This is a genomic window from Caulobacter sp. GW822-FHT01G02, assembly GCF_058802865.1.
This window is the reverse complement of sequence record NZ_JBXAON010000002.1, coordinates 705,394-727,078: the sequence shown is the minus strand read 5'-3', so window position 1 is coordinate 727,078 and position 21,685 is coordinate 705,394. Positions and strand designations below refer to the sequence as shown.

18 protein-coding genes and 1 pseudogene are annotated in these 21,685 nt (G+C 67.7%); 6 read left to right on the top strand and 13 right to left on the bottom strand.

Going from position 1 to position 21,685, the window contains the following annotated elements; translation table 11 throughout:
- Positions 1-98: 98 nt before the first annotated feature.
- Complete coding sequence (locus AC1RNC_RS08935; protein ID WP_492885451.1) at positions 99-725, top strand: glutathione S-transferase family protein; 627 nt, start codon at positions 99-101, stop codon at positions 723-725.
- Positions 726-729: 4 nt separating this feature from the next.
- Here AC1RNC_RS08935 and AC1RNC_RS08930 read toward each other — a convergent pair whose 3' ends face one another.
- Positions 730-1,749 carry a serine hydrolase domain-containing protein gene (locus tag AC1RNC_RS08930; RefSeq protein ID WP_492885449.1) on the bottom strand — a complete coding sequence of 340 codons (1,020 nt, stop codon included), beginning with the start codon at positions 1,747-1,749 and terminating at the stop codon, positions 730-732.
- Between the two features lie 369 nt (positions 1,750-2,118).
- Here AC1RNC_RS08930 and AC1RNC_RS08925 point away from each other — a divergent pair, with 369 nt between their 5' ends.
- The 3 genes from AC1RNC_RS08925 (at position 2,119) to AC1RNC_RS08915 (ending at position 4,167) form a co-directional block, all read left to right on the top strand.
- Positions 2,119-2,817 (top strand): FABP family protein, encoded by a 699-nt coding sequence (locus AC1RNC_RS08925; RefSeq protein WP_492885447.1) that lies wholly within the window; start codon positions 2,119-2,121, stop codon positions 2,815-2,817.
- A gap of 390 nt (positions 2,818-3,207) precedes the next feature.
- Positions 3,208-3,921, top strand: a complete 714-nt coding sequence (locus AC1RNC_RS08920) for an SDR family NAD(P)-dependent oxidoreductase (RefSeq protein WP_492885445.1) — start codon at positions 3,208-3,210, stop codon at positions 3,919-3,921.
- 120 nt (positions 3,922-4,041) lie between these two features.
- On the top strand, positions 4,042-4,167 hold the full coding sequence (locus tag AC1RNC_RS08915) for a tautomerase family protein (RefSeq protein WP_492885443.1): 126 nt from the start codon (positions 4,042-4,044) through the stop codon (positions 4,165-4,167).
- On the opposite strand, the gene AC1RNC_RS08910 is transcribed toward AC1RNC_RS08915, so the two are convergent.
- The 7 genes from AC1RNC_RS08910 to AC1RNC_RS08880 form a co-directional block, all read right to left on the bottom strand.
- A complete protein-coding gene (locus AC1RNC_RS08910; RefSeq protein ID WP_492885441.1) occupies positions 4,168-5,139 on the bottom strand; it encodes a LysR family transcriptional regulator in 972 nt (323 codons plus the stop codon).
- Between the two features lie 20 nt (positions 5,140-5,159).
- On the bottom strand, positions 5,160-6,227 hold the full coding sequence (locus AC1RNC_RS08905; RefSeq protein WP_492885439.1) for an NAD(P)H-dependent flavin oxidoreductase: 1,068 nt from the start codon (positions 6,225-6,227) through the stop codon (positions 5,160-5,162).
- Between the two features lie 154 nt (positions 6,228-6,381).
- Entirely contained in the window at positions 6,382-7,284 is a 903-nt protein-coding gene (locus AC1RNC_RS08900) for a LysR family transcriptional regulator (RefSeq protein ID WP_492885437.1), read from the bottom strand.
- Between the two features lie 55 nt (positions 7,285-7,339).
- On the bottom strand, positions 7,340-8,320 hold the full coding sequence (locus AC1RNC_RS08895) for a FecR family protein (RefSeq protein WP_492885435.1): 981 nt from the start codon (positions 8,318-8,320) through the stop codon (positions 7,340-7,342).
- Positions 8,310-8,831, bottom strand: coding sequence for an RNA polymerase sigma factor (locus AC1RNC_RS08890; RefSeq protein WP_492885433.1), 522 nt, complete (start codon positions 8,829-8,831; stop codon positions 8,310-8,312). The genes AC1RNC_RS08895 and AC1RNC_RS08890 overlap by 11 nt, the downstream gene beginning before the upstream one ends.
- Before the next feature lie 100 nt (positions 8,832-8,931).
- Positions 8,932-11,853 carry a TonB-dependent receptor gene (locus AC1RNC_RS08885; RefSeq protein ID WP_492885431.1) on the bottom strand — a complete coding sequence of 974 codons (2,922 nt, stop codon included), beginning with the start codon at positions 11,851-11,853 and terminating at the stop codon, positions 8,932-8,934.
- Between the two features lie 252 nt (positions 11,854-12,105).
- Complete coding sequence (locus tag AC1RNC_RS08880; protein ID WP_492885429.1) at positions 12,106-14,820, bottom strand: TonB-dependent receptor; 2,715 nt, start codon at positions 14,818-14,820, stop codon at positions 12,106-12,108.
- 237 nt (positions 14,821-15,057) lie between these two features.
- Between AC1RNC_RS08880 and AC1RNC_RS08875 the strand changes: the two genes are divergently transcribed.
- Positions 15,058-16,701, top strand: a complete 1,644-nt coding sequence (locus AC1RNC_RS08875; protein WP_492885427.1) for an NAD(P)/FAD-dependent oxidoreductase — start codon at positions 15,058-15,060, stop codon at positions 16,699-16,701.
- Between the two features lie 23 nt (positions 16,702-16,724).
- On the opposite strand, the gene AC1RNC_RS08870 is transcribed toward AC1RNC_RS08875, so the two are convergent.
- The 3 genes from AC1RNC_RS08870 to AC1RNC_RS08860 form a co-directional block, all read right to left on the bottom strand.
- Positions 16,725-17,804: an alkene reductase gene (locus tag AC1RNC_RS08870; RefSeq protein ID WP_492885425.1), complete on the bottom strand. Its 1,080-nt coding sequence runs from the start codon at positions 17,802-17,804 to the stop codon at positions 16,725-16,727.
- Between the two features lie 124 nt (positions 17,805-17,928).
- Complete coding sequence (locus AC1RNC_RS08865) at positions 17,929-19,311, bottom strand: FAD-containing oxidoreductase (protein ID WP_492885423.1); 1,383 nt, start codon at positions 19,309-19,311, stop codon at positions 17,929-17,931.
- 2 nt (positions 19,312-19,313) lie between these two features.
- Positions 19,314-19,787 carry a DUF4126 family protein gene (locus tag AC1RNC_RS08860; RefSeq protein ID WP_492885421.1) on the bottom strand — a complete coding sequence of 158 codons (474 nt, stop codon included), beginning with the start codon at positions 19,785-19,787 and terminating at the stop codon, positions 19,314-19,316.
- Between the two features lie 184 nt (positions 19,788-19,971).
- On the opposite strand from AC1RNC_RS08860, the gene AC1RNC_RS08855 reads away from it, so the two are divergent.
- Complete coding sequence (locus AC1RNC_RS08855; RefSeq protein WP_492885419.1) at positions 19,972-20,382, top strand: GFA family protein; 411 nt, start codon at positions 19,972-19,974, stop codon at positions 20,380-20,382.
- Here the strand turns inward: AC1RNC_RS08855 and metC are convergent.
- Both metC and AC1RNC_RS08845 read right to left on the bottom strand, forming a co-directional pair.
- Positions 20,379-21,533, bottom strand: coding sequence for a cystathionine beta-lyase (gene metC / locus AC1RNC_RS08850; protein WP_492885418.1), 1,155 nt, complete (start codon positions 21,531-21,533; stop codon positions 20,379-20,381). The two genes, AC1RNC_RS08855 and metC, sit on opposite strands and share 4 nt — an antisense overlap.
- Positions 21,534-21,574: 41 nt before the next feature.
- A pseudogene (locus tag AC1RNC_RS08845) lies at positions 21,575-21,652 on the bottom strand (hypothetical protein); the annotation flags it as partial.
- Positions 21,653-21,685 lie beyond the last annotated feature (33 nt).

Here is a 21,685-nt window from a genome sequence, read left to right as displayed (position 1 = left end):
GGTAGGCGTTCAATCGCAATTCTTGTTGTAGGATCGCCGCAATCAGATTGCCCACACCGCCTTCGGACGGCGGCGTGGGTCTAGGCGAGGGGACCCGGGTGATCGAACTCTATCACTGCCACGACGCGCGATCGTTCCGAGCCCTTTGGACGCTGGAGGAGATGGGGCTGGCCTATCGCCTGCACCTGTTGCCGTTCCCGCCGCGCTTCCTGGCGCCTGAGTATCTGGCGCAGAACCCGCTGGGCACCATTCCGCTGCTGGTCGACGGTGAGACGCGGATGACCGAGTCGGCCGCGATTCCGCAGTACCTGGCCACGCGCCATGGTCCTACGCCGCTGGCGGTCGCGGTCGATGAGCCCGACTACGGCCTGTGGCTGGACTGGATGCATCGCAGCGAGGCGACGCTGACGTTCCCGCAGACGATCGTGCTGCGCTACACGCGGCTGGAGCCCGAGGAGCGTCGGGTGAAGCAGGCCGCCGACGACTACGCCCAGTGGTTCCTGTCGCGCCTGCGCCATCTGACCCGCGCCCTGGCCGACCGCGAATGGCTGTGCGCCGGACGGTTCACGACGGCCGATCTCTGCGTCGGCTACGCCCTGCTGCTGGCCCGCACCCTGGGGCTGGATCACAAGTTCAGCCCGGAAGTCGCGGCCTATTGGGAGCGACTCTCCGCGCGGCCGGCGTTTCTGGCCGCCAAGGCGGCGCAGGACGCCAAGGCGGCGTGAGGCGTCAGCCCAGCGCCTTCGACAGGCGCAGCCACAACTGCTGGTCGAAGTCCTTGTCGGCCACGGCCTGGCCCAGGCGGACAACGACCAGCTTGCGGCTGGGCGCGACGTACAGACGGCGGTCCAGCGCTCCGAGGGCGGCGATCGTGTCGGCGGGAGCGGCGGGAATGAGCGGACCGGGCGTGGCGCGGCCGGTCGCGCGGATGGTTTCCGAGCCGCCGTTCAGCCACCATAGCCGGCCATAGGCGGGGTTGGTCGCCGAGCGGACGAACATGGCCTTGAGGCTCGCTTCGGAGACGATCCGCTTGCCGTCGGCCGCCTTGCCGCCGTCCAGCACGATCTGGCCGAACCGGGCGACGTCGCGTGGGCAGGTGACCAGGCCCGTGGCGTTGCCGACGCTGGCGAAGGCGGCCGGGCGCTGGCGCCAGGCGGTGTGGCTCATGCCGGCCGGCGCGGTCAGCCAGTCGTGGGTGAGAGTCTCCAGCGGCAGCTTGGCGGCGGCGGTCACGACGCGTTTGGTCACCGCATAGACCGGGGTATTGTAGAAAAATTGCGTTCCCGCCGGGGCGACGAAGGCGAGCTTCTCGTCCAGGCCCGAGGCCATGGTCAGCAGGTGGATCACGCGGATCGCGGCTTCCTGCTCAGGCGAAGCCTTGGACCAGCCCGCGCCGATATAGTGATCGACCGGCTTGTCGACATCGATCAGGCCCTTGTCGATGGCGATGGCGACCAGCATCGAGACGAAGCTCTTCTGTTGCGAGGCGACATCCTCCAGCAGGGCGCCGTCCATGGTCTTTCCGTAGGTGAAGCTGGCCTGGAACTGGCCTGCATCGGCCGGCAGAGGCCAGTTCCTTTCGACCAGGGTCTTGCCGTCCTGGACCACTAGGAAGCCGGTGGTGTTCTGGCCGCTGACATAGTCGAGCACCGGCTGCAGGGCCCTGGATGTCGCGGCGCCAAGGGCGGGCGAGGCCGCGATGAGCCCGACGCTAGCCAGAATGGTCCGGCGTGAAATCGCGAACGGCATGAGCCGGCTCCCTTAAATTTATCAGCCCTTGTCGCAATGGGATCGAGGCCGCCACGCCTCGGCCATCGGACTCTATGGTCGCCACCGCTACTATCATACCGTCGGCGACCAAGCCGGTCGCCACAGTCTTCCGAACGCGATCGACGCCACCTTCTGAGCGCGACATTCCGCGCCCGTGTTCAGGTCCACGGCGCGGGAGCGCAAGGAAGGAAACCATGGCCGGCGCATGCTCGCCTTCGGGCGCATCGATCATCAAGACCGCATCGAAGGCCGCGCTTACACCCGGGCGAACGCCTAAGTAGAGGTTCTTCGACTTGACCCGCGCGCCTGGGCCGCTAGAGCCGGGGTCAAGCGTCACCGGAGGCCGGCATGATCAATTTTCCCGACGACATCTTCACCGAGCCTTCGGACGTGGATCCGGATGCGCTGGCCAATCTGGGTCCGCTGCGTCGGCTGGCCGGCGTGTGGGAGGGGCTGAAGGGCGTCGATCTGAACCCGAAGGCCGATGGCCCCGAACGGCGCGACTTCCTCGAGCGCATCGAAATGCAGCCCATAGACCCTCAGGCCAACGGCCCGCAGCTGTTCTATGGCCTGCGCTACCATGTCCACATCGTCGCCTCGGACGAGGAGGCCACCTTCCACGACCAGGTCGGCTACTGGCTGTACGAGCCGGCGACGGGCCTGATCCTGCAGACCCTGGCCATTCCGCGCGGCCAGGTGGCCCTGGCCGCCGGGCGTGCGGCCGAGGATGGTTCTGGCCTGGTGGTCCGCGCCGAGCGGGGCGGCCCCGGCTACGGCATCTGTTCGACCGACTTCCTGGAGTGGGCGTTCCGGACGGACTCCTACGAGCTGGACATCCGCTTCGACGCCGATGGCGGGTGGTCCTACACCTCCACCACCATGCTGCAGGTCCGCGGCCGTACGGCGCCGTTCCGCCATGTCGACCGCAACGCCCTGACCAAGGTCGCCGAGCCGCGGCCCAACCCCCTGATGCGCATCACCACCGGCGAAGCGACACGAAGCCAGGCCCACGGCTTCATCGCGATCGGTGAGCCGGTCGAAGGCTAGTGTCCCGATTCCGAAGTTCGCAAGTGCTTGTGGCAAGCTCCGACGAACTTCGGAATCGGCCGACCTGCGGGGCCAGGCGGTGGCGATGGATTTCCCAGAAGGGGCGGGCGTAGCGCAGGAAGGCTTGCTTCTGCTCGGCAGACCAGCTGCGCCATAGGGGCTGGGTCGAGGCGCGGACAGCGTCGATGGCCGTGCGCCAGCCATGCTCGGCGGCTGTCGCCTTCAGCCAGGAGAAGGCCGCCAACAGCGACAGATGTCCCGGAGCTGTGGCGTCGGATTGTACCGGCGTACGCAAGGCTGCCCATCGTGTGGCGGGTATTCGATCATCTGGCGACGTAGACCACCTTCTCTCCATCGACGGCGAGGTCGCCGCCACCTGGAGAAGGTCCCATGAACACGCACAAGAAAGTCGTCATCATCACCGGCGCCTCGCAAGGCATCGGCGCCGCCCTGGTCAAGGCCTATCGCGACGCCGACTACCGCGTCGTCGCCAATTCGCGCTCGATCAGGCCGAGCGCCGATCCGGACATCCTGAACATCGCTGGCGACGTTTCCGACCCGGCCGCGGCCGAGCGGATCGTGGCCGAAACGATCCGGGCATTCGGCCGCGTCGACACCCTGATCAACAACGCGGGCGTCTTCACCGCCAAGCCCTTCACCGCGTTCTCGGTCGAGGACTGGACGGCCAACATCAACACCAACCTGGCCGGCTTCTTCTTCGTCACCCAGCAGGCTATCCGGCATATGGAGGCGCAGGGCTCTGGCCACGTGGTGCAGATCACCACCAGCCTGGTTGATCAGCCGATCAACGGCGTGCCCGCCGTGCTGGCCTCGATCACCAAGGGCGGGCTGAAGGCGGCGACCAAGGGTCTGGCGATCGAGTATGCCGGTCGCGGGATCCGCGTGAACGCCGTGGCGCCGGGCGTGATCAAGACGCCGATGCATGGCCCCGAGACCCATGACTTCCTGGCTGCCCTGCATCCGGTCGGCCGGATGGGCGAGATCCAGGACGTCGTCGACGCCATCCTCTACCTCGAAAAGGCCCCGTTCGTGACTGGCTCGACCCTCTATGTCGACGGCGGTCAGGCCGCTGGTCACTGGTAGGGGGTCAGCCATGCCGATCGTCAACATCTACGTCACCCGCGAAGGGACCGGTGAAGGCCGCGAGGCTCCCACCGCCGACGAGAAGGCCCGGCTGATCGCCGGCGTCAGCGACTGCTGGAGGTGCTGCGCAAGCCCAAGGACTCGACCTTCGTCACCATTCACGAGGTTGAGCTCGACAACTGGGGTTGGGGCGGCCTGCCGGTGCTGGAGTATCGCAGGACGTTGGCGGACAAAAAGTCCGGTTAATCAGTCTCTTGTCATGGAATTCTGATCTTGCGGGGGTGAGCCGGTCGACGGCTCGCCCTTCGCCATGTTTCGCGCCTCGCCGGCCATCTGGGCGAAGGCGGCCTTCAAGCGCGGCGTGGCGAAGTCGAGAAAGGCGCGGACCTTCGGCACGGTGATCCGGAACGGCTGCACGACCATATGCACGGGCTGCGGGCGCGGCTCGTGGTCGGCCAGCACCACCTTCAGTCGGCCGTCCCGAACCTCATCGGCCACGTGGTAGGAATAGAGCCGCGTGACGCCCAGGCCCTCGATCGCCGAGGCGGCCGCCGCGCGGACGGTGTTGACGACGACCCTCGGCGTGAAGCCGACGACGCGCGCTGGCGGGAAGGTCCAGCTGTCGAGCCCGAAATTGCCCATGGCCACGATCTGGTGCCTGGCCAGGTCGCCAGGCTCTCGGATCGCCGGGTTCTCGGCCAGGTATCGCGGCGAGGCGACGACGATGCGCCGCACGTCGGCCCCGACCTTCACGGCGATCAGCGAGGAGTCCGGCAGGTCGGCCACGCGCAGGGCGATGTCGACACCCTCGTCGATCAGGTTGACATGGCGATCGACCAGCTGCAGCCGCACGGACACCATCGGGTGGGCCTTCAGGAAGGCGTCGACGATCGGGCGCAGCACGTCCTCGCCGGCGATCGGCGGTCCGGAGAGGGTCAGGACGCCGCGCGGCGTCGCCCGCTCGCCGGCGGCGTGCAACTGGGCTTCCTCCAGGTCTGACAGGATGCGACGGCAGGCGGCGGCGTAGCGCTCGCCCGCTGGGCTGAGCCTCATGCCGCGCGTGGTGCGATAGAGCAGTTGGCCGCCGACATGCTGTTCCAGGAATGCGATCGCGCGACTGACGGCGGCGGGAGAACGACCCAGGACGCGGCTGGCGCCGGCGAGGCTGCCCTCGTCCAGCGCGACCACGAAGACCTTCATGGCGTCGAGGCGATCCACGCGCGTCCCCTGGCGAAGTATCAGTGTCCTCTATGCGCCGCTTCGAGCTCGGCCGCCAAGGTGGCGACCAGTTCGGCGGCGGGCAGGGCGCGGGCCAGCGGGGCGCCTTGGCCGGCCCACTGGGCGCCGAAGCCCCCTTCGCCCTTGGCCCGGGCCGCCGCCGCCAGGGCTTTTCCGGCGTCGTAGGCGATCGGATAGTCGGGCGGTGCGACGCCGCCCAACGAGTCCTTCAGGGCCGTGAAGCGGTTGGGCAGCGAGCGCGCCAGCCGGCCGGAGATGAGCGGGGTCATTTCGGTCGCCGCCGCGCCGGGGCCCAGCAGGGCCGCGCGATGATCGGCGTCGGCGCTCGACTCCGGCGAGGCGATGAAGGCCGTGCCCATCTGGGCGGCCACGGCCCCGAGGTCGAGCGCGGCGGCTATGCTGGCCCCATCCATGACGCCGCCAGCCGCGATCACCGGGATCGAGAGCTCGCGGACCAGCAGACGCGTCAGGGCCATCGCGCCGAGCCGTGGGTCGGGCGCGGTCGGATCGAACACGCCGCGATGGCCGCCGGCCTCCCAGCCCTGGGCGACGACCGCGTCGACGCCGGCGCGCTCGACGGCGCGGCCTTCGTCGGGATTGGTGGCCGAGGCCAGCAGTATGATCCCCTCGGCCTTCAGCCGCTGGATGACGGGCTCGGGCGGCAGGCCGAAGTGGAAGCTGACCACGACAGGACGCGCCGCCAGAAGCGTCTCCAGCATCGCGTCGTCGACATTGAAGCTGGTGTAGATCTCGCTCAGCATCGCCGGCGGCTCGGCGTCATAGGCCGCGAACACCGGGCGCAGGGCCTCTGTCCAGCCGCGCTCGCGGACCGGATCGGCCTTGGCCGGCTGGTGGGTGAAGACGTTGACGTTGAACGGGCCGTCGGTCAGCGCCTTCAGCGCGGCGATCATTTCGCCGGCTTTGGGGGCGTCGACCGCGCCGACGCTGATCGATCCCAATGCGCCCGCGTTTGTCACCGCCGCGGCCAGGGCGGGAGTGGATGTGCCCGCCATGGGCGCCTGGACGATCGGAAGTCGCATGCCGATCCGCCGCAGGATGCTAGTCATGGGTATTGTCCTGTTAGCTGAGCACGGCAGTCATAGCGCTGATCGCGTCCCGACCGAACGCCCGCCCATCGGAAGACCCGCTTGCGTCAGGCGCAATAGTCGCCCCGTCCATTCGCTGGCGGATCGCCGCCCTGGCGACCGTGCTGTTGGGCCGTTAGTCGGCCAGGCCTTCGAAAGCCGCGCGCAGGCGCGGGACGACGAAGTCGGCGAAGGCGCGAACCTTGGGGATCGCCTGGCGGCCGTGCGGCGTGACCAGGTTGACGGGCAGGGGCGGCGGCTCGTCCTTCTCCAGCACCCGCCGCAAGGCTCCCGCCTTCAATTCGGCCGCGACATGGTGCGAGGAGAGCCGCGTGACGCCGCGTCCCTCGACGGCCGAGGCTATGGCGGCCCGGGCGCTGTTGACCACCAGACGCGGCTGGATCGCGACCGTGCGCGGCAGGGGCGCGCCCGGAAAGCTCCAGGAGTCGACGCCGAAGCGAGCCATGGCGATGATCCAGTGGTCGGCCAGATCCGCCGGCTCGATGATGGGCGGGCCGCTGTCCAGATAGGCGGGCGCGGCGACCACCACGCGGCTGATTTCGCCGACCTTTTCCGCCGTCAGCGTCGAGTCCTGCACCGCCGCGAAGCGCAGGGCGACGTCGTGGCCTTCCTCGATCAGGTTCACCGGGCGGTCGAACAGGTTGAGGCGAACGCCGATCTCGGGATAGGCGTCCATGAAGGCCTCGATGATTGGCCGCAAGATCACCTCGCCGCCGAACACCGGCGCGGTGACCGACAGCACGCCGCGCGGGGCGGACTTTTCGTCGGCGACGAGCATGTCGGCTTCCTCCAGGTCGACCAGGGCCCGACGGCAGGCGGCGGCGTAGCGCTCGCCGGCCTCGGACAGCCTGATGACCCGGGTCGTGCGGTGCAGCAGCGGCGCGCCGACGTGGTTCTCCAGCAAGACGATGGCGCGGCTGACCGCGGCCGGCGAGCGGCCGAGCTTGCGGGCCGCGCCGACGAGGCTGCCCTCGTCCAGCGCCGTCACGAACACCTTCATGGCGTCTATGCTGTCCATGAACCTTCCATGCGGAGAACGACCTCGGGAACCATAGCCCTTCCGCCGCGCGGGGCTAGGTCGTCGGTTCCCGCGCCGCCTGCGACGGGGTCTGGCGCGGCGAGAGATAGATCTTGCGGCCGTCCGGGTCGGTCCGCATGTCCAGCAGGGCGGCGATCATCGCCAGGGACTCGGCGGGGCGGTCCAGCTTGAACCGGCCGCTGACCTTCAGCTCGCCCAGGGCCGCGTCATGCAGGGCCACGCTCTGGGCGGTGTAGCGGTTGAGGCGGGCGATCACATACTTCAGCGGCAGGGCGTCGGCGTCCAGCCAGTCCGAACGCCAGGCCTGGTAGCTGTCGGCGCCCAGACGACCCTGGACCGGCGCGCGGTCGGCGACCAGCATCAACCACTCGCCCTTGCCAACGCGGCGTTCGGCGCCATCGCGATTGACCCGCACCACGCCGTCGAACACGCGCACCTGGACGGCGTCGCTGACCAGTTCGACCTCGAAGGTGGTGCCGACGGCGGTCACCTGGGTGTCGCCGGCATGGACCCGGAAGGGTCGCTTGGCGTCCTTGGCGACGTTGAACACCGCGTCGCCCTTGTTCAGCGCCACGTCGCGGGCGGCGCGGCTGTAGCGCACCGAGACGCCGGTGTCGGCGGCCAGGCTGATCACGGACTTGTCGCTCATCCGATGCTCGGCGCGCGCGCCCACCGGGGTGGCCAGGTCGATCGGCCTTTCGCTCAGATACGGACGCATCAGCACCATGACCGACAGCCCCGCGACCATGGCGACGCCGGCGGCGATCAGACCCATGCGCAGTTGTCGCCTCTTGGCGGGCGCGACGCGGACGCGCTCGACGGCGTCCAGCAGGGCGGTGTCGCGCTGGGTGTCACGCATCAGGGCGAAGGCGGCCGCGCGGCTGGGCGCGCTGGCCAGCCAGGCTTCCAGTTCGTCGCGTTCGGCTTGCGTGAGGTCTGGCAGGCGATCGGCCCAGTCGGCCGCGATCTCCAAGTCCTCGTCGGATGGCGGGCGCCAGTTGTCGTTAGCGCGCATCCTGGCGGCTCCCTTCTCGCGCGGCGTTGACCGCCGCGTCCTGCATCGCGCCGGCCAGTTCGGTCATGGCCCGCACGAGGTGTTTCTTGACGGCCTCCACATTGATCCGAAGATCGTCGGCGATGGCTTGTCTGGACTGGCCGTCGATGTGACGGCGGATGAAGATGTCGCGGCGCAGCGGCGAGAGACGCTTCAGCGCCTTCTCGAACACCGCAGCGCGTTGCTTGTGCTCCAGCACCGCGTCGGGCAGCGGCAGGTCGCAGCCGAAGTCCTCGTCGCCGATCGGCTCCTCGCGCCGGTCGCGGCGGGCCTGGGCGTAGATCAGCGAGTCCGCCACCCGGTAGGCATAGGCCAGCGGTTGGGTGATCTCCTGCTTCCGCGCCTGGCGCATCACGGTCAGGAGGGTCTCCTGCAGGATGTCCTCGGCGCGCGTGGGATCCTTCGATCGCCGCACGATATAGGCCGCCAGCTTGCGCTCGTGGGGTCGCAACTCCGCGAGGACGTCCTTCATGGCGCTTCCAGTCGGCATGGTCGTGCACGCGTCCATGGAGGGGAGAGGCGCGAGCCGCGCGAACGGGGACAGAAAATGTTTGGGCCTCGGAGTTGGCCCTTCAAAATTCATAGGTCACACCCAGCGTGAAGGTGCGGCCGCTGACCGTGCGGGCCGTCAGGCGCTTCTCGGTGATATCACTGTACTGGGTGATCGGTTCGTCGGTCAGGTTGACGCCTTCCAGCACGATCCGCAGTCCGCCGGCTGTGTTGTAGTGGGCGGCGAAGTCGACGTTGTTCGACGCCTTGTAGCCCGAGCCGATCGAGCCTGGGCTGCCCGCGCCGTCCAGATAGCCCGAACGGTAGGCCGAGGAGACCCGCGCGCCCCAGCGCGCCGTCTCGTAGTAGAGCGTCGCGTTCGAGGTCCATTCCGACAGCTGGAAGAGGTTCAGGGCTATCGAGCGGTCCTCGATCAGCACGTTCGAGCGGCCGGCGGCGCGGGTGACGTTGCCGACGAAGCCCAGCTTGTCGAATGGGGCGGGCAGGAAGGTGAAGTCGCGCTGCCAGGCCAGCTCGATCCCCTTGATCGAAGCGCCGTCGCCGTTCACCGGCCGCACGAAGGTGTAGACCGTGTCGGGGCCGTTGCCGGGCGACAGGAACGTCAGCGGATAGCCGGTCGAGCCATAGCGCACCGCGCTGGTCGCCGTGGTGATGAACGAGTCCATCCGCTTGTAGAACAGGCTGACGGCGAAATAGCCTCCGCGACCTTGGTAGACCTCCAGTGCGCCCTCGACCGCGTCGGCCAGGAACGGGCGCAGGTTTGGATTGCCGGCCGCGATGGTCCCGCCGAACGGGGCCGAGTTGACATTGCCGGCCGCCCGCAGGTCTGAAAGGCTGGGCCGGCTGATGTTGCGGTTGGCCGAGACGCGGGCGACGACGCGCGGCGACAGGTCGACCGCCAGGTTCAGGGCCGGCAGCACGCCGTCGTACTGGCCGTGGATCGAGGCCGGCTCCAGCTTGGTCCCGGTATTGACCATGCCGGCCGAGGTCAGGTCCGTGGCGTAGTAGCGGAAGCCGAAATCGCCGCGCCAGGTCCTGTCGCCCACCAGGCCGGTGGTCCGCGCTAGCAGATAGGCGGCGAAGGTCTTCTCGCTGAGCGAATAGTGCGAGCCGGGCATGTCGTCGGCTTCGGTCAGGTCGCGGTTCAGGCCCAGGCGCGCGAAGGTCGCGTCGATGTCGCCGACGATGTAGGGCCGCAGCGATTTCTCGAAGACCAGTTCCTTGACCGCCTGGGGCGCGGAACCGCCGGTCGGATAGTCCGCGCGGCCGCGACGGGTGTAGCCGTCGTTGCGGAACGCCTTGTACTGGGCGCCGCCCTCGATCGTCAGGACCGGCGCGGCTTGGTAGTCGAAGTCGAGGCGTCCGGTGGTGAACTGGTTGACGACCTGATCCTCGCGGGTGTCGGCCCGCATCAAGCTCCACTGGGTGGGATCGGCCGGGTCGAAGCCGTAGGTGCTGTTCGCCGCCGCATCGCCGCCGCGCAGGTCATAGGTGAAGGCCTTGTCGCTGGCCTGCAGGAAGATCTTGTCGAAGACCGGTCCTTCGAAATCCGACTTCGAATAGCCGACCGCGCCGCGCAGGCGCAGACGGTCGCCGGCCTGGATCTCGCCATTGATGGCGCCCTGCAGGAAGACGGTCGTGTCCTCCGAGCGCTTATGCTCGCTGCGCAGATCGACGCCGCTGGAATAGTCGGCATAGACGAGGCTGTCGCCCCGGATCTCGGCGGCGCGCAGGCGCTGGGTTCCCTTGACGTCGCCGGTCAGCGGATTGTCGCCGGCCGCCGCCAGGGAGAACTCGTCGCGATCGTTGGAAAGGCGTCCGTAGAGAAGGTCCGCGCCCAGCTTCACGCGGTCGCCGGGCTCATATTGCAGGGAGAGGGTGACCCCCAGCCGCTTGCGGTGGTCGAACCAGGTCGAATAGCTCTCGGCCATGGGCGCGACGACGCGGTCGGGGCCGGTGGCCAGCAGGCGGTCGGCGACGTCGCGCGCTACGTCCGGCCCGATATTGGCCGCGCCGAAGGTCACCGGCGACCAGCCCCAGTTGCGATAGCCGTACTCGTTGGCGTCATTTTCGCTATAGGCCACGGAGACCAGCGCGCCGACGTCGCCCCAGCGCCGCGAGGCCAGGGCCGCGATGCGCGGGCTGACCACGCCGGTGGCGCTGTTGTTCAGGGCCTTGGCCGAGAAGGCCAGCTTGTCGTCCGGATAGTCGAAGGGCTTGGCCGTGCGCAGCTCGACCGTGCCGCCGATGCCGCCTTCATCCTGGTCGACGGCGTAGGACTTCCAGACCGTGACCTTGTTGAAAAGCTCGCTGGCGAAGATCGAATAGTCGAAGGCCCGGGTGCGGCTGACCGAGCCGCGATTGTCCATGCCCGAGGCCGTCGAGGCCGAGACCTCCATGCCGTTCAGTTGGGCGCGGGTGAAGTCGGGGCCTAGGCCCCGTAGCGCGATCTGCCGGCCTTCGCCGGTGTCGCGCGAGATGGTCATGCCGGGCACGCGCTGCAGGGACTCAGCGAGATTGAGGTCGGGGAAAGCGGCGATGTCCTCGGCCAGGATCACCTCCTGGGCGCCGGCCACGCGCCGCTTCAAGTCGCGGGCGTGCAGCAGGGTCTCGCGAAAGCCGGTGACGACGACTTGGTCGACCTGCGTCGGCGCCTCGGGCGAGGGCAGGTAGCGCGGCGCGACGGGAGGAGGCGGTGAAAGGGGGGCGGTCGCTTCGCGCAGGACATAGCCGCCCCCGGCCGCCACGGCGCGCAGGTTCTGGCCGTCGATCAGACGGTTCAACGCCTGCTCTGGCGTCAGCAGGCCGCGCACGCCCCGGCTGGTGCGGCGGCGGATGTCGGCCAGGGTCATGACCGGCACGTCGGCCTGATGAGAAAAGGCGTTGAGGGCTTGAGAGAGATCGCCGCCTCGGATCTCGAAGCGCTTCGGCGCTTCGGCCCACACAGGCGCCACGGCGACCAGGGCCAGTACCGAGCCGGCCATGACTGGACCTGATCGTGACAGCCAGGCGCGCCGTCCCGCCATAAGCGTCCTCACAACGGCGGCCGGCAAAGCTTCAGGCGCCCGCGCGAACCCCTACAAAGGACGCATGTCACTAATTTGAAGGTTCTGTGGACGGATCTGTCCGAGCGCCCCGGCGTGGCCCAACGGCAACGTCTGGCCGGCTATGCGAAAAAGAGGGCCGCCATCCGGAAGAGGACGGCGGCCCAGTTCAAGGGGTCTCTTGGAAGGGGCTTAGAACTCGTAGGTCGCGCCGATCAGGATGGTGCGACCGCTGCTGACGTTCACCGTCGTCCGCTTGGCGGCGATGTCGGTGAACTGGATGCTGTGCTCGTTGGAGAGGTTGATGCCTTCCAGCGTCAGCTTCAGCTTCGGCAGCACGTTGTAGTGGGCGGCGAAGTCGATGTTGTTGGTCGCCTTGTAGCCGTCGCCGATGTTGCCGTTGCCGCCGGCGCCGGTCAGGTACTTGTCCCGATAGGCGGTCGACAGGCGCATCCCCCAGGTGTCGGTCTCGTAGTAGATCGTGGCGTTGGCCGAGTACTTCGACAGCTGGAACAGCGGCAGGGTCACCGACTGGCCGCTGATGATCACCGGCGAGGAGCCGTCGGCATAGGTGCCGTTGGCCACGACGCCCAGGTGGTTGAACGGGGCGGGCAGGAAGTCGAAGTCACGCTGGAACGAGGCTTCCAGGCCCTGGATGTCGGCGCCGGGGCCGTTCACCGGGCGGCTGACATTGTACAGGATCGAGCCATCCTGGCCCGGCAGCAGGAACGACAGCGGGAAGCCCGTTTGCGAATAGGGCATGATGCTGGTCTGCGACGTGATGAACGACTTCAGCTTCTTGTAGAAGACGCCGATCGTGAAAGACCCGACCTTGCCGTCGTAGAACTCCAGCGAGCCTTCGATCGAGTCCGAGGTGAACGGCGTCAGGTTCGGATTGCCGGTGCTGATCGTGCCGCCGAACGGGGCGGTGGTCAGCGAACCGGCGGCGGCCAGGTCGCCCAGGGCCGGGCGGCTGATGTCGCGGTTGGCGCTGAAGCGGGCGACCATGCCTTCGTTGACATCGACGGCCACGTTCAGAGCCGGCAGCCAGCCGTTATACTTGTGCTTGATCGACACCGGCTGGAGGCTGGTCCCGGTGTTCAGGGTGCCGTCCGAGCTCAGGTCGGTCGAATAGTAGCGCACGCCGGCGTTGGCCCGAACGCCCTTGCCCAGGATCTCGGTGTTCAGGTCGTACTGCAGATAGGCCGCCTTGGTCTCCTCGGTCACCGTGAAGGCCGTGCCCGGGGTGGCGTACTTCGCGCCCTGGGCTTCCAGGTTCCGCGTCTGGCCGATCTGGGCGTAGACCGGATCGACATCGCCGACGATGTAGGCGCTGAGCGACTTGAAGGGCACGACCATCTTCAGATTGTTGGGGATGATGGTGTTGGCCGGGACGTTCCTGAACTGCTTGTCGCCCCACTGAGCGCCATAGTTCTGGAACTTCTTGTACGAGACGCCGCCCTTCAGGGTGGAGATCTCGTTGGCGGCGAAGGCCACGTCGAACTTGGCATTAGTGTATTCCGAGGAGATCTTGTTCTCCTGGGTGTCCATGCGCATCAGGTCCCACTTGGCCGGGTCGGTCAGGCCGGCGCCGTAGGTGTTGATCGGCATGCTCGGACGGTCGTCGAAGCTGAAGGCGTAGTTCTTGGATTCCAGGAACACCTTGTCGAAGACCGGCAGGGCGTAGTCCGACTTCGAGTAGCCGATCAGGCCCGACAGCAGCAGCTTGTCGGTGGCCTGGTACGAGCCGCTCAGACCCAGCTGATAGAACTTGGTCTTGTCTTCCTCGCGGTTGAATTCGCTGCGGATGTCGACGCCGGTGTAGCTGGAGGCGATCAGGGTGTCGCCCTGGATCACCGCCGTCTGCATCACCTGCGTGCCGGTGATGTTGCCGGTCAGGCTGTTGACGCCCGAAGTGGCCAGCGAGAAGTTCTGGCGGCTGTTTTCCAGCTGGCTGTACAGGCCGTCGAAGGCCAGCTTCAGCTTGTCGCCCGGCTCGTACTGTAGGGCCACCGTCGCGCCCAGGCGCTTGCGGTGGTCGAACCAGGTCGAATAGGTGTTGGCCTGCGGGGCGAAGACGGTCGCGGTGGCGGCCGTCAGGCGCGCGGCGTCGGCGGCGCTGACCCCCGAGCCGATATTGCCCGGATTGGCGCGGATCCGACCCCAATTATAGCTGCGATAGCCGAACTCGTTGGAGTCCGTTTCGCCATAGGCGATCGAGGCCAGGGCGCCGAAGTCGCCCCAGCGGTTCGAGATCAGCCCGACCACGCGCGGCGTGATCTTGTCGTCGGCGTTGCTGTTGCGCTGGCCCTTGGCCGACAGCACGGCCTTGAAGCCCGGATAGTCGAACGGCTTGGCGGTCGCCAGTTGCACGGTGCCGCCGATGCCGCCTTCGTCCTGCTCTGAGGCGTAGGATTTCTGCACCGTTACGCGGTTGAACAGTTCCGAGGCGAACAGGCTGAAATCGAAAGCTCGCGAGCGGCTGACGCCGCCGCGGTTGTCCATGCCCGAGGCGGTGTTGCCCAGCACTTCCATGCCGTTCAGCTGGGTACGCGTGAAGTCTGGCCCCAGGCCTCGCAAGGTGATCTGACGGCCTTCGCCGCTGTCGCGCGAGATCGTCACGCCGGGGACGCGCTGCAGCGATTCCGCCAGGTTCAGGTCGGGGAAGGCGGCGATGTCCTCGGAAACGATCACGTCGACGGCGCCGACGGCCTTACGCTTGAGGTCGCGGGCGTGCAGCAGGCTGTCGCGAAAGCCGGTGACGACGATGGCGTCGACTTCCGAGACGTCGCCAGACGCGGCGGTTGGGGCCGGCGTCTCGGCGGCGTGCGCCTGGGCGGCGACGCCCAGCACGGCGACGGTCAGCGCCGTCGTGGTCAGAAGGTTGAACTTGGTGACTTTGAGCATGGCCCCGATCCCTTGCGGTTTCCGCTTGAGCGATGACGGGACGGGGAGGCTTCCCCGCCGGTCGTCAGGCGGGGAGAGGCGGCAGAGGCCTTGGCGGGGACAGCTTTCGGCGCTGGAATTTTATGAAGTGTTTGCGACGGTTATCGTGATTTATCCTTGTGCGGATGGCTTTGGACGGCGCGCCGAGGATGCGTATCGCGATGGCGCGCGAGCGCGCTTTTGGCTAAGACGCCCGCCATGCTGCGTATTTCGGAACTGAAGCTGCCGCTCGGCCATCCACCGGAGGCGATGAAGCCCGCCATCGTCGAACGGCTGGGGATTGAGGCCGACGACCTGGTGAGCTTCGAAGTCGCCCGCCGCGCTCACGACGCGCGCCGCAAGTCGGCGATCCTGATGGTCTATTCGGTCGACGTGGCGCTGCGCGACGAGGCCGCCGTGCTGGCGCGCTTTGCGGGCGACCACCACGTCCGCATCACGCCCGACACCGAATACCGCTTCGTGGCCAAGGCGCCGGAGGGCTTCGACGGTCCGCGCCCGGTGGTGATCGGCGCCGGCCCCTGCGGCCTGTTCGCCGGCCTGATCCTGGCCCAGATGGGCTTCAAACCCATCATCGTCGATCGCGGCAAGGTGGTGCGCGAGCGGACCAAGGACACCTGGGGCCTGTGGCGGCGCGGCGAGCTGAACCCGGAGTCCAACGTCCAGTTCGGCGAGGGCGGGGCGGGGACCTTCTCGGATGGCAAGCTCTACAGCCAGATCAAGGACCCGCGCTTCCTGGGCCGCAAGGTGCTGGAGGAATTCGTCAAGGCGGGCGCGCCGGAAGAGATCCTGACCGAGGCCCATCCGCACATCGGTACTTTCCGCCTGGTGCACATGGTCGAGCAGATGCGCGCGCTGATCGAGAGCCTGGGCGGTGAGTATCGCTGGCAGCACAAGGTCGAGGACTTCGACATCGCGGTCGGCGCCGACGGCGCGCGCCGGCTGAAGGGGCTGCATATCGCCGGGGGGGAATACCTTCAGGCCAGCCACGTGGTCATGGCCCTGGGCCACAGCGCGCGTGACACCTTCGAAGTCCTGTACGATCGTGGCGTCCATATCGAGGCCAAGCCGTTCTCGATCGGCGTGCGCATCGAGCATCCGCAGTCGTGGATGGACAAGGCGCGCTTCGGCGCCTGCGCGGGCCACCCCGACCTGGGCGCGGCCGACTACAGCCTCTCCCACCACTGCAAGAACGGCCGCACCGTCTACAGCTTCTGCATGTGCCCGGGCGGCACGGTGGTGGCGGCGACGTCGGAGCCCGGCCGTGTCGTCACCAACGGCATGAGCCAGTATTCGCGCAACGAGCGGAACGCCAATTCCGGCTTCGTGGTCGGCATCGACCCCGAACGCGACTATCCGGGCCATCCGCTGGCCGGGATCGAGTTCCAGCGCAAGTGGGAGAGCCTGGCCTATGTGGCGGGCGGTTCCAGCTATGCCGCCCCGGCCCAGAAGGTCGGTGATTTCATGGCTGGTCGAGCCTCGACGGATCTGGGCGAGGTCGCGCCGTCGTACAAGCCCGGCGTGACGCTGACGGATCTGTCGGCCTGCCTGCCGGATTTCGTGATCGAAGCCATGCGCGAGGCGCTGCCGGTCTTCGGTCGCCAGATCGCCGGTTACGACCACCCCGACGTGCTCCTGACGGGCGTAGAGACCCGGACGTCCTCGCCGATCCGGATCACCCGGGGCAAGGACTTCCAGAGCCTAAACACCGCCGGCCTGTTCCCGGCCGGCGAAGGCGCGGGCTATGCCGGCGGCATCCTCTCGGCGGCGGTGGATGGCATCAAGGTCGCCGAGGCCGTGGCGCAGGCTTACCTGGCCGAGGGGCTGATCCCCGCGACGACCTGAAGCCATCGCGAGGATCGCATCGATCACTCGGCCGGTTCGCTGACCTGGGCCAGGGTCGGATAGTCGGTGTAACCCCGGGCGCCGTTGTCGAAGCCGTAGAAGGTGGTGGGATCGGGCGCATTGAGCGGCGCGCCCTTCTTGAGGCGCTCCACCAGGTCCGGATTGGCGATATAGGCCTTGCCGAAGGCGATGGCGTCGGCCTTGCCCGCCGCGATGGCGGCGTTGGCGCTGGCCAGATCGAACTTCTCATTGGCGATGTAGACGCCGCCGAACGCCGCCTTCAGCGCCGGACCCAGGCTGTCGGCCGCCTCGTACTCGCGGGCCGAGATGAAGGCGATCTTGCGCTCGCCCAAGGCCTTGGCGACATAGCCGAAAGTGGCTGGCAGGTTGCTGTCGCCCATCGAATGGCTGTCGGCGCGCGGGGCCAAGTGGACGCCGACGCGGTCGGCGCCGAACACGGAGATCGCCGCGTCGGTGGCTTCCAGCAGCAGGCGGGCGCGGTTCTCGATCGAGCCGCCATACTGGTCGGTGCGCTGGTTCGAGCCGTCCTGCAGGAACTGGTCGAGCAGATAGCCATTGGCGCCATGCAGTTGCACACCGTCGAAGCCGGCGTCCTTGGCGTTCTGGGCGGCCTGGCGGAAGGCTTCGACGACACCGCCGACTTCCTCGGTCGTCAGGGCGCGAGGCGTGGGGTAGGGGCGCTCGGGGCGCAGCAGGCTGACATGGCCCTTGGCGGCGATGGCGCTTGGGCCGACCGGCAATTCGCCGTTCAGATGTTCCGGATCGGAGATCCGGCCGACGTGCCAGATCTGCATGAAGATGCGGCCACCCTTGTCGTGCACGGCCTTGGTCACCTGCTTCCAGGCTTCGGTCTGTTCCTTCGACCAGATGCCCGGCACGCCGGCATAACCGACGCCTTGCGGGCTCACGGGCACGCCCTCGGTGATCAACAGGCCGGCCGAGGCGCGCTGCGCGTAGTACTCGGCCATCAGGGCGTTGGGGATGTTGGTCGGACCAGCGCGCAGGCGGGTCAGCGGCGCCATGACCACGCGGTTGGGCAATTCAAGCGCGCCGACGCGCAGCGGGTCGAACAGGGTAGGCATAGGAGACTTGTCCCTCGAACGGGGCGCCGACCCTCCGTCGGCGTCTGCGAAGCTAGGTGGGGACTGGGCTTTCTATCGCAACCGCAACAGTCGCGATTTCGTCTGAAGGCGACGCGGTTAAAATCTAAAGCGGCTTCAGTTCCTGGAGCATGGTCGGGACCAGCTCCGATACCGTGGGGTGGATGTGCACCGCCCGCGAGATGACCGTGTAGGGCGCCTTGGCGTACATGAGGTCCAGCATGCCGTGGACGACCTCGTCGCCGTTCAGGCCCAGGATCGCCGCGCCGAGGATCTCTTTGGTCTCGGCGTCGACCACCACTTTCATGAAGCCCTGCGTCTCGCCCTTTTCGACCGCGCGGCCGACGCGGGTCATCGGGCGCTGGCCGACCAGCAACGGGCGGCCGCTGGCCTTGGCCTCCGCCTCGGTCATGCCCACGCGGCCCAGTGGCGGGTCGATGAACAGGCCGTAGCAGGTGATGCGGTCGCTGACCTTGCGCGGATCTTCATCCAGCAGATTGGCGGCGATGATCTCGAAGTCGTTGTAGGCGGTGTGGGTGAAGGCGCCCTTGCCGTTGCAGTCGCCCATCGCCCAGATCCCGGGAACATTGGTCCTAAGATGGTCGTCGACCACGACATAGCCGCGCTTGTCGATCTCGATCCCGGCCTTGTCGAGCCCCAGGTCGTCGGTGTTGGGCTTGCGGCCCACGGCCAGCAGCACGTGCGAACCGATCACCTGCGGCGCGCCGGCCTCGCAAGTGACATGGACGCAGTAGCCTTCCGGGCAAGTGCTGAAGCTGATGCACTCGGCGTTGAGACGGACGGTGACGCCCTCGGCTTCCAGGATCTCGCGGACCGTGTCGGAGATCTCCGGGTCCTCGCGGCCGATCAGGCGCGGGCCCATCTCGACGACGGTCACCTGGCTGCCGAAGCGGCGGAACATCTGGGCGAATTCCAGCCCGATATAGCTGCCGCCGACGATGACCAGGTGCTCGGGCAGGGTGTCCAGCTGCATCATCCCGACATTGGTCAGGTAGTCGATGTCACCGATCCCCGGCATGTCCGGCGCGTTGGCCCGGCCGCCGACGTTCAGGAAGATCTTGGGCGCGGTCAGCAGACGCTCGCCCACGCGGACCGTGTCGGCGCTCTCGAAGCGGGCATGGCCCTGGAGGACCGTGACGCCCTTCATGCCGCGCAGCCATTTTTCGACATTGCCGCGGGCGTCGCGGACCACCGTCTGCTGGCGATCCTTGACCCGCTTCATGTCGACGCCGACGTTACCCTGGAGGACGACGCCGTAGTCCGCCGCGCGGCGAGCAAGATGCGCGGCGTAGGCGCTGGCGACCAGGGTCTTGGTCGGCATGCAGCCGGTGTTGACGCAGGTGCCGCCGAAGTCCTTGCGCTCGACCATCGCCACGGTCCAGCCGGCGGCGCTGAGGCGACCGGCCAGGGAGGGCCCGGCCTGACCGGCCCCGATGATGATGGCGTCGAAGGCTTCGGCGGCGGCCATGGTCAGATCGCGACCTTGGCCAGGAAGAAGATCGCGAAGGCGCCGACGACGGCGACGACGTCCTCGATGATGGCGGCCGGCTTGTCCTTGCCGAACCTGGCCGCCAGGCGACCCCGGAACTCGGCGCCGACGAACGTGCCGATCACCGCGCCGACCGCGCCGATGACCATGCCGCGCAGCCAGTGGGTGCCGGGCATCATCAGGGCCGCGCCGGCGAAGGCGCCGGTGAGCACGCGGGCGATGAACTGGTGCGGAACCTTGCGGCTCGGCGTCTTGGGATGCTGGTCGGCGATCAGTTCCAGCGCGGCCAGGGCGCTGAGGACCAGGACCGGAATCAGCCCGCCCAGCCAGGCAAGCGGATAGCCGGCCAGCGGCAGCCAGCCCAAGCGGGCGGCCCAGGCGGCGGCGGCGGGCGCGGTCATGGCGCGCAGACCGGCGATCATGCCGATCAGCAACGCGAACACGTACAGCAACATGAAAAGACTCCCCCTCACAACGAGACGCCGAGACTGGCTTGCCTTGCAACCTGACCGCAAGAGCCTACGCGGCGATTGCATGTTCCAATCGCTTTTGGCGTGATCGCGACGTCGATACTGACAGCAGGCTGTCAGCAGCATGTTCCTAGAACGGTGTGCAACGAAACACCGAGAGGGACATCCGATGCTCAAGACCCATACCGGCAGCTGCCACTGCGGCGCCGTCCGCTACGAAGCCGAGATTGACCTGCAGGCGGGAACCGGCCGTTGCAATTGCTCGATCTGCGCCAAGACCCGCAGCTGGGGCGCCTTGATGAAGCCAGACGCTTTCCGACTACTGGCAGGCGAGGATCGCTTGGGCGACTACCTGTTCGGCTCGATGAGCTGCCATCATCGGTTCTGCGCGACGTGCGGTGTTCGGGTGTTCGGCCACGGCCATGTCGCCGAACTGGGCGGTGATTTCGTCACGATCCAAGTGGCGACGCTGGACGACACCACGCCGGAGGAGCTCGCCGCCGCGCCGATCAGCTATGCCAACGGCCGCGACAATCTCTGGTGGGAGCAGCCTAGCGAAGCCGAGATGCGCTACCTCTAGACCGAGCGGAGCGCCTCGAACCCGCGGTCGAGGTCGATCTTCAGATCCTCGATCGCTTCGAGGCCGATGTGGAAACGCAACAGCGGGCCTTCCAGGCTGACCGGGACCGAGCGGTTCTTAAGCTGCGGATCGCAGTGAATGGCCAGGCTCTCGTAGCCGCCCCACGAGAAGCCCAGGCCGAACAGCTTCAGCGCGTCGAGGAAGGCGTGGACGGCGCGCTGGCTGCACGGCTTCAGCACCACGCCGAACAGGCCGCAGGCACCCGTGAAGTCGCGCTTCCAGAGCGCGTGGCCCGGATCGCCGGGCAGGGCGGGATGCAGCACGCGCGCCACCTCGGGACGGTCCTGCAGCCAGCGGGCTATGACAAGACCGTTCTCGTGATGGCGGGGCAGGCGCGTGGTCAGGGTCCGCAGGCCTCGGAGCATGGTGTAGGCGTCGTCCGGCGAAACCGACCAGCCGATGTCCCACATGGCGTCGCCCAGCGCGTTGCCGATGTCGGCATCCATGGTCGTGGCCGAGCCCATGAAGCAGTCCGAGTGGCCGCCGACATATTTGGTCAGGGCCTGGACGCTGATCGTCACGCCGTGCGCCAGCGGCTTGAAATAGAGGCCGGCCGCCCAGGTGTTGTCGATCAGGGTGATGATGCCTCGGTCGTTGGCGGCCTTGGCGATGGCCGGCACGTCCTGCATCTCGAAGGTCAGGGAGCCCGGGGCTTCCAGCAGGATCATCCGGGTCTTGGGCGTCACCAGCGCCATCAGACCATCGGCGTCCAGCGCCGGGTCGTAGTAGGTGGTGGCGACGCCGAAACGGGTCAGAACCCGGTCGCAGAAGCGGCGCGTGGGCTTGTAGGCGCTGTCGACCACCAGGATCTCGTCACCCGTCTTCAGCACCGCCAGCATGGCGCCGGTGATCGCCGCCAGACCCGAGGGATAGAGGGTGACGTCCGGCGAGCCCTCCAGCTCGGCCAGGGCCTTCTGCAGGGCGGCGGGCGAGGACAGGCCCGTGATGCCGTAGGTGATCTGGTCGTCGTCGTACAGTGACGCGGCGTTGGGCAGCAGCACCGTCGAGGCGCGCTGGATCGGCGGATTGACCGTGCGCGCCAGGGCGGTCGGCTCGGAGCCCTTGCGGATCAGGCGGGTTTCTTCATCCATGGCGGGGACTCTCGGCGACGCGGCGGTACGGTTGTGGTTTAGAGCGTGGCAGCCAAAAGTGTGAGCGGTTTTGGCGTCTGCCACGCTCTAAGCGTAAGAGATAGAGCCTGCTCAGGCAGGCTCTAGCGCCGCGCGCGCACGGTTCAAGGAGT

What these genes read in the sequence shown, in the direction of transcription:
- AC1RNC_RS08865 (WP_492885423.1), bottom strand. Translation starts at nt 19,311, where the DNA reads ATGGCCGCCGCCGAAGCCTTCGACGCCATCATCATCGGGGCCGGTCAG.
- AC1RNC_RS08855 (WP_492885419.1), top strand. Translation starts at nt 19,972, where the DNA reads ATGCTCAAGACCCATACCGGCAGCTGCCACTGCGGCGCCGTCCGCTAC.
- AC1RNC_RS08870 (WP_492885425.1), bottom strand. Translation starts at nt 17,804, where the DNA reads ATGCCTACCCTGTTCGACCCGCTGCGCGTCGGCGCGCTTGAATTGCCC.
- AC1RNC_RS08925 (WP_492885447.1), top strand. Translation starts at nt 2,119, where the DNA reads ATGATCAATTTTCCCGACGACATCTTCACCGAGCCTTCGGACGTGGAT.
- AC1RNC_RS08860 (WP_492885421.1), bottom strand. Translation starts at nt 19,787, where the DNA reads ATGTTGCTGTACGTGTTCGCGTTGCTGATCGGCATGATCGCCGGTCTG.
- AC1RNC_RS08930 (WP_492885449.1), bottom strand. Translation starts at nt 1,749, where the DNA reads ATGCCGTTCGCGATTTCACGCCGGACCATTCTGGCTAGCGTCGGGCTC.
- metC (WP_492885418.1), bottom strand. Translation starts at nt 21,533, where the DNA reads ATGGATGAAGAAACCCGCCTGATCCGCAAGGGCTCCGAGCCGACCGCC.
- AC1RNC_RS08905 (WP_492885439.1), bottom strand. Translation starts at nt 6,227, where the DNA reads ATGACTAGCATCCTGCGGCGGATCGGCATGCGACTTCCGATCGTCCAG.
- AC1RNC_RS08895 (WP_492885435.1), bottom strand. Translation starts at nt 8,320, where the DNA reads ATGCGCGCTAACGACAACTGGCGCCCGCCATCCGACGAGGACTTGGAG.
- AC1RNC_RS08890 (WP_492885433.1), bottom strand. Translation starts at nt 8,831, where the DNA reads ATGAAGGACGTCCTCGCGGAGTTGCGACCCCACGAGCGCAAGCTGGCG.
- AC1RNC_RS08880 (WP_492885429.1), bottom strand. Translation starts at nt 14,820, where the DNA reads ATGCTCAAAGTCACCAAGTTCAACCTTCTGACCACGACGGCGCTGACC.
- AC1RNC_RS08885 (WP_492885431.1), bottom strand. Translation starts at nt 11,853, where the DNA reads ATGGCCGGCTCGGTACTGGCCCTGGTCGCCGTGGCGCCTGTGTGGGCC.
- AC1RNC_RS08900 (WP_492885437.1), bottom strand. Translation starts at nt 7,284, where the DNA reads ATGGACAGCATAGACGCCATGAAGGTGTTCGTGACGGCGCTGGACGAG.
- AC1RNC_RS08920 (WP_492885445.1), top strand. Translation starts at nt 3,208, where the DNA reads ATGAACACGCACAAGAAAGTCGTCATCATCACCGGCGCCTCGCAAGGC.
- AC1RNC_RS08875 (WP_492885427.1), top strand. Translation starts at nt 15,058, where the DNA reads ATGCTGCGTATTTCGGAACTGAAGCTGCCGCTCGGCCATCCACCGGAG.